The sequence below is a fragment of the Wujia chipingensis genome, from assembly GCF_014337155.1.
Classification (GTDB): Bacteria; Bacillota; Clostridia; order Lachnospirales; family Lachnospiraceae; genus Coprococcus_C; species Coprococcus_C hominis.
This window is the reverse complement of record NZ_CP060632.1, coordinates 1,233,099-1,251,920: the sequence shown is the minus strand read 5'-3', so window position 1 is coordinate 1,251,920 and position 18,822 is coordinate 1,233,099. Positions and strand designations below refer to the sequence as shown.

The window sequence follows — 18,822 nt, the reverse complement described above, 5'->3', positions numbered from 1 at the left end:
CCCATATTTAATCTGCTATGCTCAATCCTACATGTCTTTCAATAAAGCAAGCAATTTCTCCTCTTCTTTCTCTATCCTTATTAGTTGCAAGCAATGGAACCATATCACTATAAATGGATGTTCTTCTTCAAAAATCGTAAACATTGTTTCCGATTTCTTTATTGCAAATTCCATAATCAGCGTTTTCGAAATTTAAATCATATATCTGTCACTTCTTGAATTTTTACGCTTCTTTCTTCCCGCAATTTTCACAGCACAAGTCCATTCTTCAAGGTTCATAATTATTCAACTCCCAGTGCCTTAAATACTGCTTCTTCCGGAGATGAATAAAATATCAGACTGAACGCTCCAACTAAGTCAGATGGTACCGTGCCAAGATCTGCTGCCGATGTGATTGGAAGAAGTACTTTCTTAGCGCCACTATCCAGACACACTTGCATTGTACTTGCCAATTCTTCTACCTTAATAAGTGTTCCACCGATACTAATTTCACCAAGTACCGCAAGACTGCTGATTGGAGGCTTACTGAGTGCTGCCGATGAAATAGCAATCAGCGTAGGCAAAGCAAGATTACCAGTCATTCCAATACCCTGCATATCCTGATAATTGATGATATAGTCCTTAGTTGTCGTACTGATATTTCCAGATATTGCATTACAATTAGCTTTCAGATAATTAAATGCTGTATTGGTTGCCTCCTTCGGCTCTTTTCCTGATCCAATACCTGTGCAAGTCAATTTTCCATTTCCAGGCATCATCTGTGTTTCCAGACGATAACAGCCTATCATTCCAGTCTTTGACTTTGATACTGTATATAAGCATCCCGGTTTGCCCATACCTTCAGGAATCATCTTTCCGCCGCCCTGCTCCGGTACAGTTACAAAATGCTCATCAAAACTATCATTGTCTATGTATGAGAAGTTCACATCATAGAACTCCATTCCACCAATCTTCTTAAGCTGCTCTTTTACTCGTCTACGAAGTTCAAGTGAAATATCCATAATCTCTGCAACTTCATCCTTGTTGACTTCTCCATCTGGATAAATCAATTTGATAAATCCGGAAATCAGCTTACGAACAGCGATTGCATCTCTTTGGTTTAAGTTATTTCCTAATTTGAAATACTTCTCTGCTATATTGCTGTAATTATCCTTACGAAGCTCACGCATAAACTCGGACAGATAATCTGTGATAAATCCATAATCATTTGTAAACGAATCCGGTCTATACTTAGGAATCTCCCATCCAGGTATATATGCATGGAAACGATCAAGGAAAGCCGTATCCGTACCCATTTCAGAAGGAAATGGATCAAACAGACTTGATGTCTTCTGTAAAGTCTCAACACTCTGATTAATATTTCCCACAAATACCATAGATGCCTTTGCCTGTATTTCTGCCTTACCACGGGAAAATGCACCGGATGCCATGTATCCTTTCATAATCTGTATGCCATCTTTATCCTTAAACTTAATACCTGCAACCTCATCAAATGCTACAACATCCCACATTCCGACAAGACCTACTGTATTGTTAGACATGTTATAAAACAGATTTGCAACAGTTGTCTGTCCTCCGGCAACAAGGATACTGTTTGGTGAAATCTGCTCATATATGTATGATTTACCTGTAGAACGAGGACCTAATTCACACATATTAAAATTATTCTCAACAAGTGGAATCATACGGGCAATCAATAACCATTTTGCTCTGTCAGAAAGCTTGTCCGGCTCCATACCAGTGGAACGAAGCAGAATATCCATCCACTCTTCCTTTGTAAATGCCTTACGACCATTCTTTACCTCATCCATATCCACATGTGGCATCTGAATCGGTGTCAACTTTCTGATACGAATGGGTTGTGTATTCTTCTTATCTTCCTCGATAAACTCATAGTCAAGCTGGAGAATACACCAAATGCCACCACAAAGCAGGCGATCATAATCTTTTACATAATCAGCACTGATAGGGATATTCTTAATTCCCAAATTAGAGAATGTTGCCTCGTATCGATCTTCCTTTGTATTAAGGACTACTGTAATCCTGTCAATTACCGTATAGCTTCCTCTCTCTCGAAGAAGGGACAATATCTTCTGTGCTTCATCCGGGCGGACATAGTTATCACGCAGAATACGCTTCACATTGTCTACTCCCTCATCAATAATCTCTGGATCATCAGAATTACAATACTGACCGAGAAGATATTCCAGTACATATACCGGAACATTTGCTCCTTCTCGGATTGATTTAGTTAAATCCTTGCGGACAATGCGACCATCATAATACTGACGGAGTTTTTGCTTTATGATTTCTCGTCTATCGTCTGTTTCTGATATATTATTATATTCATTAATTTGATCCATCACTATTCTCCTTTGACCTGTAACTATTGATTTTTTCTATTATTGCGTCAACTGGATACAATCTGTCATTTGGATTTTGACAAAAAAGTTCATTAAACACATCATCTAAATATTTATATTCTGGTGCCACTTTTGATATCTTCGTGTAATTACCAGCTCCTACCAATTCACCTGTAAACATCTCTACTAGAATAAGTCCAGCAGCATAAACATCAGCTCTTCCGTCCACATTTTTTGCATTTCCCTTTATTCTCTGCTCTGGTGCTGCATATTGAAAATTTGCCATTCTATCGGATGCCTTTGTTTTCACACTTGCAATAATATCTTCTTCACAAAAATGAGCTATCCCAAAATCCGCTATAACAGCATTATTAGTTTCATCTAAAAATAAAATGTTCTCAGGCTTAATATCTCTATGATAGGCACCCTTCTCATGTGCATACTTAAGACCATACAAAATATTAATAAATATCTCTTCTGCATCACTATGTTGTATGTGCTTTTTAATTCTATCTCTTAATGTTTCTTTTGCTAACGGCATAACATAAAAGATCATATTATTACCTATGGTCCCATGATCATAGATTTCAATAATGTTTTTATTTTGGTTTCTTTCACAAAAATTAATCTCATTACTAAATCTTGCAAGTTTACTCCCCTGTTCCCTCAATACTACTTTAATTGCTATTATTCTATTTCTAGAATCCTCTGCTTTATATACCTTACCATTACCTCCTTGAGCAATAAATTCACTGATTGTATACGTCTCAAACGCAGAATATACTCTATCACCTTTATTCAATTTAATATCATTAACTTTAGAAATCGATTCTAAATCCTGATCTCCTATTCTTGCTAATTTCCCTTGATTCAGCCTATAAGACAAATCAAATTTTTTTAAAAGTTCATTTACCTTAATCGTATATGCATATCGCTGTTCTTTTTTTATCCATCTACTAAATGCAATCTCTACAAACTTTTTAATACTTTCATAATCTACATACATATTAAAACCTGAATATGACTCTCCATATTCAATGTTATATTCCTGCTCCATATCAATATTTAATTCATATGTTCCACCATTCCAGCCACTATTGTAATATATGTATTCATCCTTAATGAAATTTTTATTCAATGCATCTGATCCAAACCAAGCATTAAAACTTTTCCAAAATTTTTGCCAGTTTTCCGGTTCTTCATCATTCAAGTTTCTTAAAAAAAGTATTTTGTTTGTAGTCACATTAATCACTCCTATTAAAATCCAAAATCATCAACAAACGCAATATCAATCATAAACTCATACTGTTGCAAGATATTCTTCTCGTCATTAGCATCCGCCAACACAAGATAATACTTGTCTCCATACTTATATTCTCTTGACTTCAAAGTGAACTTCTCATGGAAAGTTCTCTTCTCCGGTGCATCTTCCCTGCTATTAGCAATCATAAGCACATCAAATGAAATCTTTTCGCCATCTTCCGTAGTAAAGTAAGCCACGATACTTCTTGCTTTCATGGTATCTGTTACTTTCTCTGTCTGGATAAAATCAAAGTATGTGATAAGATTCGTCACCTTACGGGTAACAGATGTCAGAACAACATCCACATAATCGTATGCCACACCTCTGGTATTCGTTGTCAGCTCAATGACAGGAACTATCATCTCCTGCAACGACGAACCACCATGCACATAGTTCTGCCCACCTCCAGCAACCTTGAATATATCTGCTCCAACCGGCGTATCCACATAAAATTTATTTAGATATGGCATTGTTCTTGCCATGATTCCCTGCACATTTACTGCATCTTCCGTAATCAGGAATCTTTTGTTTGTATAAAGACACTTATCCTTTGGATATGTTACCTTATCAAACTCCTGCAATCTGTCTCTCTTATATAAGAAGCCATGATCCGCAGTAATGAAAAACTTCGGCGCAGATACATAACCAGTGAGTTTCTTTACCAACTTATGTATCTCTTCTATTGCTTCCTCACAAGCATTGAATACCTCATTCTCACTTGCAGGCTTGTCTCCTCTTGCATCCACCTGATTGTGATAGATGTACACGATATTCTTGCCCTGAACCAACTCTCTGATTCGTGCTTGATTAGCATTTGCCACTTCATCAAATGACAAAGCCACATTATTTTCATTATATGATTTCAGAATCTTATCTCTCTGCTCCATACTCACACATGCCCGTCCATCAACAGTCACATTCAAGTTGCCATCCACCTGCATCTCTTTGTGTGGAAGCAGACTTGCCATTCCAACTGACGTAACAGAAGGCAAGCAGCTAAGCATACACTCCATCTTCGGTGTACACTTCTCATCCAATTCCAATCTACCGAAAAGTTCTTTTGCACACTCATACCGAAAAGCATCTGAAATAATAACAATGACTCTCTGCTTTCCATCATAGCCTCTAAGATAATGCTCGTAGAAATCTTCCTGCTTAGGCATATCTGTAACATTCATTGCTTCATTCGTGAAATTCTCATTCCACTTAGGTGTTATCTTCTGCAAATATGTATTCGCATAAATATTCTCTACTCTCTGTCTTACATCAGAGAATTTACTGTTATCTTCAATCTGGTCATATGCATAATAAAACCATCTATAATATGAATCTATCAGGTATGACTCTTGCTGATAATTTGTAACCAATGTCTTAATATCACTTGAAAATTCCATAAGTGATACAGACTTCATCATCAAGTACGCATACTTGATAGTCGTATATTCATTCTTGTTTCTTTCGCTATAATGATATGCCTTAGACATTCTCTGGTCAGCTACCTGAGCAAGATTAAGTCCATCAATCTGCGCATCTAAAATCTCATCATTTAACTGTGCCAATGCCCAGTCAATAATAATGTCATCTAACCTGGCAAACGCATCACAAGCAAATATGTCAGAGAGCTGTAGAGAGCTGTCTTTTTTCTTCTCTACATCTTTCTTTAATCCATCCTGTACTCTTGTCACAAAACGCAATGACTTATCTATTCTTTCTACCAATTTGTCATAAGCATCCTGATAATTCACATTGTCCATGATGTTACGAATAAAGACCACAACATCATTACGCTTCTTAAGAATATAAGTCCTCATTGCTTCCGGAACTGTAGCCTTTAATGTGGATGACGCATAAGTTAATATCATGCAAGCAGACAAATCATCTATGTTTGGCTTTTCTGCCTTATATCCAAAGAATTTTTCGCAAAGTTCCCAGAACTTGTCTGTCAATCCATTATCATCCAATGCTTTGCAATACTTCTCATTGTCACCAAACATCATCTGCTTAACTACTTCCTCAAAATTTGGAGTCTTCACATCCGTGAGTACAGAAATCAAACCAATATCAATTGTCTGAGCATTGTAATGGTCAATTCCAAGTTCCTTGAACTTCTCAATACGATGCTTATTCTTCCAGAAATTGCCGTACTGTGATAAATGCTCCTTAAAGCGATTATCAATGCCAATCTCCTGTGACATCTGTGATACTCTGTCTGTATAATAAGGTGTTGAGTAATAATACATGTCTGCAAGCGGATTCTCTGCATCACTTGGCTTTGCAAAGGCTGCATAGACAAGATATTTACTCTCTTTATCCTCTTCGTTTAATAAATACTTTGAATAGAGCCAGTTTGTGCCATCAAGAATATGTAGCTTTGCATCACCAAGCTGCAATTCCGATACCTCATCCTCATATTCACCTTTATCATCAAACCAGAATATGATTCTTGTCTCTGACTTGGCAAATTCTGTATTTAATTGATCCTGTATGTTCTGTAAATCCATATTTCACCTTCTAATCTATTTGTGCAAATGGTCTGCACAAATCACATTTATTTAATCAGTATGATAAATAGTATCCAATAAGTGGTCACTAATGGATACTTATCGGATACTACTGGATACTTATTGAATACTTTGTATCCAGTAAATAGCTGCCAGCATCCATTAAATAACCAATTGTATCTATTAAATCGTTTCTTTTTACTTGTTATCATTAAATATATATTTCGTACTAGGTCCACTTCCTGTTTTTCTCAAAATATCATTCTGAATCATCTTATCTAGCAACTTACGTGCACCTGCTCGTGTTTTATATTCACACAATTCCATTGCCTGTTGCGTTGAAATGCTGTCATGGCTTTTAAGATAATATATTACTCTTTGCTCTTTATTCAGATTGCGTATTTCATCTGCTCCTGTTGAGTCTGCTTGTATGTTTGCCTGTAAGTTCGCAGCTCCCGGAATATATACCACTTGTCCAACTTCAAGCTTTAATGTTACTCTGTCATTACGCTCAGAGAAATCAAATTCCGGTTTCTTCCAGTTTTGTTCTGCCCATGCAGTCATAATCTTATCGACACCACTTCCGGCACGCTCACCGACATTTACAAAACCAAACATCTTTAAGATATTCGGATTTCTTGGATCACTATTACCACCCGCATAAAATTCCTCTTTTGTTACTCTAATAGTACCAGGATTAGAAATACTAAGTTCCTTGCCCTTCTTTACAACAAGTATTCCTCGTCTGCCATAATAATTTGCATGTGCCAGCGCATTTGCCAATGCTTCTTCCAATGCATCATGCACATCCACTCTGTCTACCCGATATCCATTTCGCCTATTTGCAAACGGAACTGCTACATCATCGTCCATTCTAGTACGCACCTTGCAGAAAAAGTCATATATATTACCGCTCCAATCACCTTCGTTAGAATGTGTCCGGAATAACCAGCGCACTGCTTTATCATCGCATTCCTCACGATAATCAAGAAAATAATTCGGAAACACCTCAGTAATGTGATAAGCTTCTCCAAAGAATAGAAGTCCTGCTATCGTTGGAGATAATGTGCCATTCTTATTCTTTGCTACTGCCCTTAATTTCATAAGGAACTCATCATTTTCCAAAGCATTCCACGGATGTCCACTGTGAAGCTGTTCAAAAATGATTCTGTAGCCTTTTATCGTATCCTGATTCAACACGTCTAACCCGAACTCTTCCAACACTTCCACATCACCAGATACATCTCTTTGGTCTGCAAACATTGCACGGACTGCCTCTTCAGTACAAAGGAAATCACCCTCATAATCTCTTTTATAAGTGCCCTTCATTGGATCTGTTCCAATATATACTGGCTTATCATGTCTGTCTGCCGCTGGGACATCAATTCTGAGTATTTCCTTATCTCCGATTGTCATAGGTCTGACATGATGATTCAGCAAAATATTCTTTGATACCTTATTCCTGTCATTCAATGTACTCCAGAAATCTTTCTGATATTTAACAATCTGCTTATCTGTCAGTCCCTCAACTGTAAAAGAATCTCTGTGTTCACGAATTCCAAGCAGAATCGTACCACCATTTGTATTTGCAAAAGAAGAGTAAGTCTCCCATATGCTCTCTGGAAGTCCGCCAGTTGCTAATTTGCATTCTCGTTCATGGTCTTCTTTAATGTTTAATTCTTCTAGAATCTCTTCCTTCAATCGCCTAACCTCCTGCTTATATCTTTATCAGTTCAATTTCCTTCAAAATTTCACCCTGCCATTCTTTATCAGTTACAGTATTTCTATATGCTTTTTCATACCAGAATTTACAGCTATTATTGTCTTCATCTTTAAGCTCATTCATTTCAGGAACTTTTTACTCAGTTTCAATATAATATAATAACGACTCAAGATTCCTATCTATATTTCTAAAATTAAAATCATTGATTTTACCTATCCATAAATTAGGCTGCAGTTCTACACTCCTCGTGCCCGGCAAATCGTCATACCATGCATAGTCTTCCTTTTCTACAACATTTCGTGAATTAACAAAATTGATTATAACTGTACGAACAATTCTATAAACTTGTATTTTTGCAAATAATTCCTATTTAGCCAAGTAGTTTATTCATATCAATTTTCATTCCTGCAGCATTAAGTTCCTTTAACATTTCGAATTCCCAGTTGTCTTTTGTTGTATATACCATCCCTGATAAATCCCCTGGAATTTCAAGATTTTCTTCTGCAATCATAATTACATTCTCTCTACCTAAATATCCCATAAAATAGCCCGCTTCGAAAACGACATTCTGCCTAGCCCTATATTTTTCGTTTCCTTTTTCTTCCTTGTCCACTCCAATATCATCTTGTGTAAATAATGCAATTGCCATATGTACATCTGAATATGCTTCTATTTTTTCAATTATCGTTTTTCCTCTATTAGCTTGCTCGCTAAGGATTATTGCTTCAATACCTTGTTGTTCTAATCTCCTAGCGACCTTCTCTTTTAGTTCACCATCATGACCATGAACAATAAACACCTTGTTATTTACTGAAATGTGATTTTTCACATTGGTATCTGTGCTTACATCCTCAAAATCACCAATATATCTTTCAAATTCTTTCTTTGTAGTCTCCAAATCTCGCACATATGGTTCATGAAAATCAGTATTTCCAACAATTACCATTGGGGAAAATGGTCGGTTATTAAAATTTTTAAGTTGAATACTTTTTTCACCATAAAGACCAGAAAGACATAATTGTACATCTGTTCTCCATGCTTTAAAATCACTATCACTAGAACTTTTTTTATTTTTTAATTCATCAATCTCATTGTATAATTTTATTAATTTGTCTTGTAAATTCATAACAACAGTACTCCTTTTACATTATATTTTTGCCAAAAGATCAATCTTTAATGCTTTCTTACCTTCCTGTGACACTTCCACACCTTGGAACTTCGCATAATTTACCTTTACTCCATCATCCAAGTCAATCTCAATTCTCTGATTGGCTACATGGGCAATGGCTTCATCATATATCTTCATCTCTGCAAGCTGTTTAGTGTACTTTGTTACCGCCTTTGTAGCTTTTGTTTTTTCTGATGAAGATGTTGCATTATCAATCGTATATTGAGCGCTCTGCATTGCAGTCTCCACATACTTCTGTGCCTTGTGCAGATATTCTGTTCTTACTTTACCGACTGTGTCAGCATCATAACGATGCATGTAAATAAGTGCCTTAAAGCCATTCTGCTTGCCACTATCGAACAGCCAGTAAATAGGACGCTTACCGGAACCTGTAACAGAATACGCATTACAATGATCCTTGAAGAAGTCATTTAAGAAATAATTTCTGATTACTTCCCTGCTTGTATTGCCCTTATTGCCAAGTGCTTTGGCTACGAAATCAAGATTTTTCTCCAGTGCTCCCTTCCCATACACCGTTTTTATAAAATCTTCAAACAGTCCAACAATATCATCTGTAAAATATTCTTCATCTGTAATTGGAATAATATTATCAAAATCTGGCATATAATGATTTTTTGTATAAAAATCAGATACATCCGGTCTTCCTTCTGCTCTCCATGCAGCATCCTTATACTTGCTATAATCCCATATGCCACCTGCATACATCAATCCATCTTGGTAAATAGAATAACGTCCAAACATACAACCAACAGCATAAGAAATCAGACTCTTTATATCACGCTGTAAATCTGCTTTGCGAACTGTGACATCTTTATCTTCTACCTCTGGTGTCAATTCATCCTGCAAACCATAAATATCAATAAAAATTCGGTTCAGTTCTTCTTCATTAGCTTTAAGCAAATTAAAACGCTCATTGCATTCATTCTCCCAGCAGATATAGCATTCTGCTAAATCAATATCTGTTGTATCATCAAAAAGTAATCTATTCTGTGAAATAACAGATATTAAAGGGTGACGTTTAAAATCCCATGAGATTTCAAATGAATCCCAATCAATATTACTTTCATTAATACATTTTTTTACTTTATTAACAACTTCATCCTTGTGATTTGATTCAATAATTGGTAACTTCCTAAGATAACCAGATTCAAATCCCATTGATGGTGAAAGTATATTTAAAAGTGACATAGCCACTTTTGAATTCATAAATCCAAGTAGATAATATTTTGTTGCCTCATTATCACAAAACATTCCGTAGCCACTATTAGAATATAAAAAACCAACTGGGCAAAATCTGAAAGTTGTCTTTTGCGTTCCAATTACTGTCCATGTTAATGCAGATTGAAATATATAATCTAAATTATAGTTATGTGACCGTATTCGTCCTGTTTTCTCATCTTTAAAGTTCTGTATTTCAAATCCATCGTTTTCCCAATTTACAACTGTATCATTATTTCCATACCATTTTCTTTGTTCTCCACCTTTTGCAAATGGAAACCATTTTTTCCCACTTGCAATTGCATTTTCTCTTGATAAAAGATTTAGCCCCAATTTTTCTATATTTATTTCAAACCAAAGGCGCACAAATCTATCATTATTTGCTGTTGCCATTCCAACACGGGGTTCTGATATTTCACCAACGAGCTTTGCCGTTTTAAAGGCGGTCAAAACAATATCCGATGCCCAATATGAAGTATATGGAGTTCCTTTAATCTCACCTAATTGTATATTTGTCTTATAAAATCTACAATTTCTAGATAAAAACAATGTTGCTTTTGCATCTTCATTTTTTCCACTCACAAGTTGAATAAAAGTACTTTTATATTTTGCTTCATTTTCATTACAAAACACAAAACTAGACGTTTGTACAACTTCACCATTTATCTCATCAAAGGCATGAGATCCTAAATGCACAAGGTTAATCAATTTTTTATGCAATAATTTTTCTCTAAGTTTCTCATAACTAGACAAAAACATCCATGCATGCTGTGTTATCATCGCCTGATACCCATTTTTCTTTAGCATTTCTCCACAACGCTCAATGAACACTGCAAATAAATCTGCCTTGCTATCCGGATAATTTTTCTTCACAAAATTATTAACCTTTGCACTAAGATTGCTTGTTCCAGCATATGGTGGGTTCGTAGCAACTATTTCATACTTCTGTGCCATCACCTTGCCAATTCTAATCAATTGTTTCAACTGCTCTGCTGTCTCATCCAGTCCATACGTATCAAAAGAAATCTGGCTTTCTGTATCTGTATTCTCTACAAATTTCTCTAACAGCTTCCAATCATAGTCTTCCACATTAAGCAAAGAACCATATTCTTTTGCATCATTCAATGTATTAAGAAATCCTTCCAACTGCATTAACGCTGTTTTTTTCTCTTCTTCTGTCAGTCCTGCGCCAAAGTATTTAAGCTGACTGCGATTAATGCCATTACTCTCCTGCACCGCATATACATTCGGTCCTATACCTCTGGTCAGGATTCTTCTATCATACTGTCTTGCTTTCATCAACACTGCAAAATAACTCAACTGTGCAGCTCTGTCATCTATATCAAGTCCATAAATATTATTTTGGATAATGCTCTGGGCTGCATCTCTCTGTGACCATCCTGCATTTTCATATATCTGCATAAATACATCAAATGCATACACCAGAATATGTCCGGAGCCCATACATGGATCAATAAGTTTTATATCTTCCGGCTTTAATGTTGCATACTCTGCCTTTATCTTATCAAGTTCCTGCTGTACAGATTCTTCCTGCTCTTCCTCATCCAAATAGTATTTCCATTTGCTCTTCAATTCATCATCCGGATGTCCTTCTACCCACATTCTGCCAAGGCTGTTTTCAACCATGTATCGTACAATCCAATCTGGAGTAAAAAGCTGGGTGACTGCCGGTACTTCTTCTTTTGTAATTTTAGCTTTCTTTGCAAATGCTTTATTTTTAGGCTCTGTATTGTAATACTGATATAACCAGCCGATGATTTCCACCTGTCCTGCTGTCTTACCATCTTCATCAACAGTTGCGATATTAAAATCTTTCTCATCAATACCGTCTACAAGCATACGAATTACATCATCTTCATTCGTAAATGAGATGTTAAGAAGCATTTCTGTATAGTCTTCTGTCTCTTCAAAAAGTCCCGGTAACACTTCATGAAGCAGATTACACTGCTTGATAAAGAGCATTCTGAATAAATCATCAAGCCTGTTATTCATCTTGGCATCAATGATTTCTTCTCTCTCTTTATCTGTAAGATTCCAATCAATATCAGGTGCCATTGTTACCACATCAGGCTCATTCTTTCCCTCTTTTTCAGAAGAAAGCACACGAACTCTTACAGGATACATATAATCGTTCACTTCCATAAAACGAATAGCACAGATTCTGTTAAACCATGTATATGCCACTTCTTCCACCACCGCTTCAAAGCCTCTTGCATGAATCTGGTCTACCAGTTTTCCTCTCTGCTCACACTGTTTTTTGTTAAGTGTTACCTCTGTTCCTGCTACTGTCTTGTATACCTCAAAATCTGCTCCTTTTGTGATTGTTTCACTGCAATTATCCGGTGTAATTCCAAGCATACCAGCTTTATCCGTAACGGATGCTATCAGCTTATTTCTTGCATCTATTGCAAATTTCTTAATTGCATTTTTGTTCATGAGCTATATCCTCCAATCAAGCTTATCAGCTCAATGTAATGATTGTGTCTTCTTCCAGTTCATCCATCAGTTTCTGCTTCATCTCGGAAAGGAACTTATCAATATCCTGCTCGGTCTCAATCGAATATGTTCTAGCCCCTGCTACATTACTGATGGAAACATTCTTACGTCTCTTTGTCTTTACTTTAGTCGGTGCTGGTGTAGGACTAACCGGCTCTTTACCCGGTACTACCGGTGCAACAGGTGGTTCCGGTGCAGGCTGATGTGCCCTCTCATATTCATCAATCTCATCCAGACACTTAATTTTCAAAGTATCACTTTCCAGCTTGATATTCTTAATTGCAGCTATATCATTTGATTTTTTCAGCTTATCCCAGATTTCTTCAAACCTCTGATTAATACGCGGACGAAGTACCTCAGCAAATGGCTTGGTATCCAATACCTCTTTCACTTTAAGGAAGTCATCATGTACTAATGGATCCATGATGGCTGCTTCCTTTTCAAGCAATCCCATATGAAGGTCTTCAAACCTCTTGTTCAATTCCGGCAATCTCTGAATCTTACCGAAAGGCTTGCTGTCCTCCACGATAGTCTCTATCTCTTCAACTACTTTTAACAGCTCTTGGTCACTTACATATGTCTTGCTGTTTCCAAAATATACAAGGTTCTTCACTGCCGCTTCAAAAATTTTTCTCTGATCTCCCTTAAAGAAGTCAAATACGGGTGCAGTATCCTCTGCATCATCTAACAGGTCATCTTTCTTCTTATCTACTGTCTTGAAGAACTCTGTAGGCTCATTGATATCAAGAATTTCTGCAAGTCTCTTTCTTGCCTCTTCCATCAGTCTCTTACAAGGATATTGCGGATTGATTCGGTACTCTACAAGGATGTCATCATATACTTTGACTATATCCTTGGCTCTGTTCTTGAAGCTGCTCATGATTTTGTCATCATCATCACTGGATACAGTAAATCCGAAGTAATCCTTCATAACTTCTTTTGCAGAACGAATCTGTCCGTCCGTTGCTCTTTCTCTGATGTCTACCAAGAGTTTCTCTACATATTCACGCTTTGTAATATATCTAACTAATTCATCCGGATTCGTTGAAAGTAATGACAAGCTCTGACTGTTAAGAGTAAGAGACACTCTTCCCAGCTTGAACAACATTGCAACAAGCCACTGCACATCCTTTGGATCAAATCCATACGGTGCTGCACCAAACTTATCCTGTAATGACTTAAGGGATGTCTTCATATGTCTGGCATTATTTAATCCGATTACCTGTACCACTTCCTCTAATGCAAGCTTATTCGGTGTGGTATCACTTGTGCCAAGGAAACTCATCTGACCATCGCTATGCTTAAAGATAGCACTGATATCTGAAAGCTCAGGTGCTGTCTCCATATATGTAAGCTTATTGTATTTCATTGCTACGAGCTTACCAAGTGCTTCATTGATTCTTGTTGCCGGCTCCTTAGCTGAAATAGTTGCCTTATCACCATTTACATAGATATCAGCATTCTTTAATGCATCCTCAATAAAGATTCGGATTCTGTCTTTCTTCTCAATACGCTCATCCTCTTTTGCCCTGCGGATACTGTCAAAGCTGCCTCTAGCACTGGGCGCATTTTTATTAAGGAATTTATATATCTTGATGGATTCTGTAATCTCATCAAGGAATGTACTATCATTGGGCAGCTTCACAATCACACTGTTTTCCTGTGTTGAGAGAAGACGAAGTGCAGAGTCTGCATAATCTCCGCCATAAGATGTAATTACTGTCACTCCGATATCGTTAGACTGATTGCCCTTGAAGAATCGGTCATCTACTTTCTGATTAAATGCAAACAGATATCTGTTGCTGTATCTGTATTTCTTCTCTGTATAAATTTCCTCAAAGATAACTGTCGAAGCCTCTCCGATGATTTCTCCCATCTCTACTGACTCGTTATTAATGGCATTATTGATTTCCTGCTCCTCATTTGTCAGGAAAATGTATATTTCACCATTTTTCTGTACAAGTGTCTCTTTGATCAGTTTCTTTAATGCCTCTTCAATCTTAGAACGGACTTCAATTCTGTCATCATCAATGTTTGAAATCATAAGCGTAGTAAGGTTGTCCACATTCGCCTTGATTTCCTTGACATATTTAATCATAAAGAGAACTTTCAAAAGCTCTACATCGAATTCATCCAGCTTATTATTATTCTCTGCATCTGAGATTACCTGACTGTGCTGGTGGTCAATAAATTTATGTAATGGATCATAGAAGAAGCTAAACGGAACCAATACCCCATCCTCTTTATCCATTACTCTGATTGCTGACTCCTGAAACAGTGCAAGCATAGAACGTGACTGATCAGACAGATGCTTTCCACTTGCACCATGTGTTCTGACAGCAGTAAGTACCTGTCCCAAAAGATTGAACTGATATGGTATGAACGGATAGCAGTCTGCAAAATCTGCCTTATCTGCATACAGCTTCTTATCTGCTGTATCCGCTGTAAATGTAATAAGATTCTTAATAATAGATTCTTTCTGCTCATAGAGCAGTCTGAGTATCTGTGTTGCTGTCTCGTTCTTTGCAAGCACACGCTTACGGATTACTTCGTCAACATTGGATGCTGAAAGAGAAAGTCTCGTATCAAAACGTCCCTGAATCTTAGAGAAGTCATTTCCCTTTGTTTTTGTAATAGAATCAATATCCTCCTGGCTTGTTACGATAACCCATGCCTTACCTTTGCAGGCTGTTCCAAGGTCTTCCACGATTGTCTGGAGGTTGAGCATAAGCTGTGTGTCATCTGCAATATACTGACCGATCTCATCAACTAAGAAGATAACATGATGATTTGGTCCTTTCTTCGCACAATACTCCTGCACAAGTGATACAAACTTCTCGATACTGAGGTCATAGTTACCCTTTGCATTCTTGCACCAGTTACGGGCTGCCTCCTCACTCATGAAATTCATCTCGACTAATGTCTTTACTACTTTATCCTGAATAACTGCAAATGCCTGTCTCTTTTTCTCCCAAGGTGCACCTGCATTTGCCTCGAACTTCTCTTTGAACTCTTCAAATCTGCCCTCGTTATCCAACTGACGTTCAAATTCTGCAAGATAAGGAATGGAACCACAATATCCCTGCATCTCATTGAACACCTTCATAAACACTTCAACGATAGCCTCCTTGCCGGAGCCTACCTTTGCAGAACCTTTTGAATCAATATTGAAAAGCATGACATCTGACTCAATTGTTCCAGCCTTTGTCATCTCTGCAATAAGCATCGGATCTTCTATCTTTTTACCATCTGTAAAATACTCAATAGCTCTTTTACCCTCTACTGTGCTGTTTTTTAATAAATAAGACAGTATTTTTAAGAAGTGAGATTTACCACTTCCAAAGAATCCGGAAATCCAGACACCCATCTTATCTGTATATCCATCTACACCCTTTTCATAATTGTTGAAGAAATCTCTGAAATGCTTCAGAAGTTCCTTGGTCACTACATATTCATCTAATTCCTGATATACATTTTCTTCATCCGACTGACCTACTTTAATAACGCCCTTGATATCTCGATCAATCTTCTTCTCAAACATATTCTTTATCTGCATCGTTTTCCTCCCCTACACTAAACGGAACGCTCTGTAATAATTGCGTGAGTCCATAGTCCCAAATAGCTTTAAATCCTGTCCACTATATTCTCCCGGATAAAAAAGCACAACTGGCACAGTGTCAAGCACCTGATGTAAATTATTCAATATATTATGGCTGGCTATAATAGGATGGCACTTGCCTACTCCGGTAAGAAATACCACACTGTCTGTCAAATCTTCCTGCAATATTCTTGATATGATTAGATTCAGCTCATTTGTCTCATCCAGTCCCAAAGTCTCTACAAGGCTGTCTGCCATCTCAAAAAATCCATTCTCTTTTTCTAAATCAAAGAATGCGTCCAGATACCCTTCCTCCTGCAATATCTCAATCATCAAATGAAACAGATCAAACTCAACTATTCTGAAATCCTTGTTTCCATTGTTTATTCTATCTTTAAGATACGCTATATGATTTCTCACATACAGCTCCTCTCTTGGATCATAATCGAATATATAATATCCGACTTCATTTCCAAGTCCTTTATTCTCTCTAAACGACTTTTCTGATATTATGTCTTCTATCTGGTTCAGTCTATCATCCAAACTTAACTTTGCCATATTCAGGCTCCTTTCACAGCTTTCAAGTATTCTCCCAGTCCATTTGCAATCAACAATTCCTCTGTGCGATAGTCAATGTGAATTGGCTTGATTATTCTTGGTTTTACACTACTTTCAAGCAATCCCGCTTCAAACATCATTCTTGCGAAGCACTGTTTTAATTTGCGTACAGCTGTGTCCGTCCATCCTGCCACAACATCACTCTGCAATGCTTTATCAGAAAAGAATACATTCAAATCCCTATCTGTGATTTCTTTTTCACCAAGCCTGATTTTTTCAACATATACTTCATGAAGAAATTCAAAAAATAGCCGGCTATCCATGAGAATTGCAATTAAGTTTAAAATCTTTGCTGTCTCCACATCACAAGTGGTAAAAGTCTGAAGCACTGCTTCCGGTAAAGTAGCTACTCTACGATAAGTACCATTCAATACCTCATGAGCTCGATATTCTGCTTTTACCTGATAGATATTCTCTTTCCAGGCTATCTTGCGGATATCCGCCTTACTATATCCATCCAGGATATATCCTGCGGTCTTTCTGGACTCCTGTAACCAGAATAATTTTGATGTAAGTCCTGCGCTATATACTAACTCTGCCATTTTGAACTCTCCAATACGGTTATTTATCTTTGTCTTTTATAAATTTGCAAATATTGCCTTGTGAAACGTTCTCTTGTTTCTTTGCCGGCTTGTTCTGATATACCCCCGGCTATTCTAAAAATCATAATCATCTGGATCCAGTCCTGCATCCTCCAGAGCTTCCCGTCTCTCATCCTCGTCCATATCTTCCAACTCATCCATATCAAGTCCAGCTACTGCAAGATCAAACTCCAGATCATCCTCTTCCTCTGAATCATCATCCACTTCGTCATGATCTCCGAACACAACATCATCCATAACCGAATACTCATACGCATTCAGCTTTCCGTCACCATCGAAATCAAAATCTTCATCATATAATCTTCCATCTGAACCTAACATACGCATCATCCTCCCATTCATTTATTTGCTAATTCACTTAATTGCTAAACTATCATTTACTCTTCCATTCCTAATATAAGAGATATTTAGATAGTACCCTTACCAATCCCCTTCATCGCCATCTTCCATATCATCTTCGATAGCATCATCCACGCCAGTTGCATAATCGTCATCCCGGTCATACCGGTCCTGATCATAATCACCATCCATGTAGACATCATCGTAACCACTATCATAAGAATCATACGAATGGCTGCTATTATACTTACTGTTCGAACTGCTTGGCTTGTAGCTACTAGATGACGAACTAGAATTAGAACTGCTGCTCGAACTATTTGACAAAGAACCGCTGCTTGTCATACTGCTCGATGTAGAATGGCTGTACGAACTGCCTGTTCCATATGTTGCTTTTCTCCGCTTTGCATACGTATCATGCTGATAGCAATAGTCACCCTTGTGTGTGACTGTCCTGTTGCATCCGGCAAATGCACACGTTGCATCATCTTTTCCGTTACTTTCCAAAGCATAGCAGATTCCAAGTATCGCTATCATACCGATTATCAACAGTACTACCTGACCTGTAGTTAAATGCCTGTACTTCATAATGATTACCTCCGCGAATCTTACGACTCAATGCTTTTTGTTTCCGTTTCTTTGTATCTCCATCCTATACAAAGCAACTATCATAAATCAGTACTTGCACTATGAACATTCAAGTTTTTTCGACAAAAAATATAGTTTTATTTTACACCAAAACAACAAAAAGTGGTAGCCCTATGTTCAGAACTAGAGCCACCACTCTTTTAGGTATTATCTTCCCTCTGCACAGAATTCTCCCATTCTTTTTAATAAATTTCCTCACCAATCCC

At 37.2% G+C, this 18,822-nt stretch carries 11 protein-coding genes; all 11 read right to left on the bottom strand.

Translation table 11 applies throughout. From position 1 onward, the window contains the following. Nucleotides 1–281: 281 nt before the first annotated feature. A complete protein-coding gene (gene brxL / locus H9Q76_RS05895; protein ID WP_118373611.1) occupies nt 282–2,363 on the bottom strand; it encodes a protease Lon-related BREX system protein BrxL in 2,082 nt (693 codons plus the stop codon). Further along, nucleotides 2,350–3,606 (bottom strand): serine/threonine-protein kinase, encoded by a 1,257-nt coding sequence (locus tag H9Q76_RS05890; RefSeq protein ID WP_118373612.1) that lies wholly within the window; start codon nt 3,604–3,606, stop codon nt 2,350–2,352. The genes brxL and H9Q76_RS05890 overlap by 14 nt, the downstream gene beginning before the upstream one ends. 14 nt (nt 3,607–3,620) lie before the next feature. Continuing rightward, entirely contained in the window at nt 3,621–6,167 is a 2,547-nt protein-coding gene (gene pglZ / locus H9Q76_RS05885; protein WP_118373613.1) for a BREX-1 system phosphatase PglZ type A, read from the bottom strand. A gap of 198 nt (nt 6,168–6,365) precedes the next feature. Further along, nucleotides 6,366–7,868, bottom strand: a complete 1,503-nt coding sequence (locus H9Q76_RS05880) for an RNA-binding domain-containing protein (RefSeq protein WP_118373614.1) — start codon at nt 7,866–7,868, stop codon at nt 6,366–6,368. Nucleotides 7,869–8,260: 392 nt separating this feature from the next. Continuing rightward, complete coding sequence (locus H9Q76_RS05875) at nt 8,261–9,016, bottom strand: TIR domain-containing protein (RefSeq protein ID WP_118373615.1); 756 nt, start codon at nt 9,014–9,016, stop codon at nt 8,261–8,263. 21 nt (nt 9,017–9,037) lie between these two features. Next, nucleotides 9,038–12,754: a BREX-1 system adenine-specific DNA-methyltransferase PglX gene (pglX, locus tag H9Q76_RS05870; protein WP_249321822.1), complete on the bottom strand. Its 3,717-nt coding sequence runs from the start codon at nt 12,752–12,754 to the stop codon at nt 9,038–9,040. A gap of 25 nt (nt 12,755–12,779) precedes the next feature. Beyond that, a complete protein-coding gene (gene brxC, locus H9Q76_RS05865; protein ID WP_118373617.1) occupies nt 12,780–16,370 on the bottom strand; it encodes a BREX system P-loop protein BrxC in 3,591 nt (1,196 codons plus the stop codon). Nucleotides 16,371–16,382: 12 nt separating this feature from the next. Beyond that, nucleotides 16,383–16,970 carry a DUF1788 domain-containing protein gene (locus H9Q76_RS05860; protein WP_118373618.1) on the bottom strand — a complete coding sequence of 196 codons (588 nt, stop codon included), beginning with the start codon at nt 16,968–16,970 and terminating at the stop codon, nt 16,383–16,385. Between the two features lie 2 nt (nt 16,971–16,972). Next, on the bottom strand, nt 16,973–17,572 hold the full coding sequence (locus H9Q76_RS05855; protein WP_118373619.1) for a DUF1819 family protein: 600 nt from the start codon (nt 17,570–17,572) through the stop codon (nt 16,973–16,975). 114 nt (nt 17,573–17,686) lie between these two features. Beyond that, entirely contained in the window at nt 17,687–17,953 is a 267-nt protein-coding gene (locus tag H9Q76_RS05850; protein ID WP_118373620.1) for a uroporphyrin-III methyltransferase, read from the bottom strand. A 99-nt stretch (nt 17,954–18,052) separates the two neighbouring features. Then, entirely contained in the window at nt 18,053–18,556 is a 504-nt protein-coding gene (locus H9Q76_RS05845) for a hypothetical protein (RefSeq protein WP_243023003.1), read from the bottom strand. Between the last annotated feature and the right edge of the window lie 266 nt (nt 18,557–18,822).

What these genes read in the sequence shown, in the direction of transcription:
- H9Q76_RS05860 (WP_118373618.1), bottom strand. Translation starts at nt 16,970, where the DNA reads ATGGCAAAGTTAAGTTTGGATGATAGACTGAACCAGATAGAAGACATA.
- H9Q76_RS05845 (WP_243023003.1), bottom strand. Translation starts at nt 18,556, where the DNA reads ATGAAGTACAGGCATTTAACTACAGGTCAGGTAGTACTGTTGATAATC.
- H9Q76_RS05855 (WP_118373619.1), bottom strand. Translation starts at nt 17,572, where the DNA reads ATGGCAGAGTTAGTATATAGCGCAGGACTTACATCAAAATTATTCTGG.
- pglX (WP_249321822.1), bottom strand. Translation starts at nt 12,754, where the DNA reads ATGAACAAAAATGCAATTAAGAAATTTGCAATAGATGCAAGAAATAAG.
- brxC (WP_118373617.1), bottom strand. Translation starts at nt 16,370, where the DNA reads ATGCAGATAAAGAATATGTTTGAGAAGAAGATTGATCGAGATATCAAG.
- pglZ (WP_118373613.1), bottom strand. Translation starts at nt 6,167, where the DNA reads ATGGATTTACAGAACATACAGGATCAATTAAATACAGAATTTGCCAAG.
- H9Q76_RS05850 (WP_118373620.1), bottom strand. Translation starts at nt 17,953, where the DNA reads ATGTTAGGTTCAGATGGAAGATTATATGATGAAGATTTTGATTTCGAT.
- brxL (WP_118373611.1), bottom strand. Translation starts at nt 2,363, where the DNA reads ATGGATCAAATTAATGAATATAATAATATATCAGAAACAGACGATAGA.
- H9Q76_RS05875 (WP_118373615.1), bottom strand. Translation starts at nt 9,016, where the DNA reads ATGAATTTACAAGACAAATTAATAAAATTATACAATGAGATTGATGAA.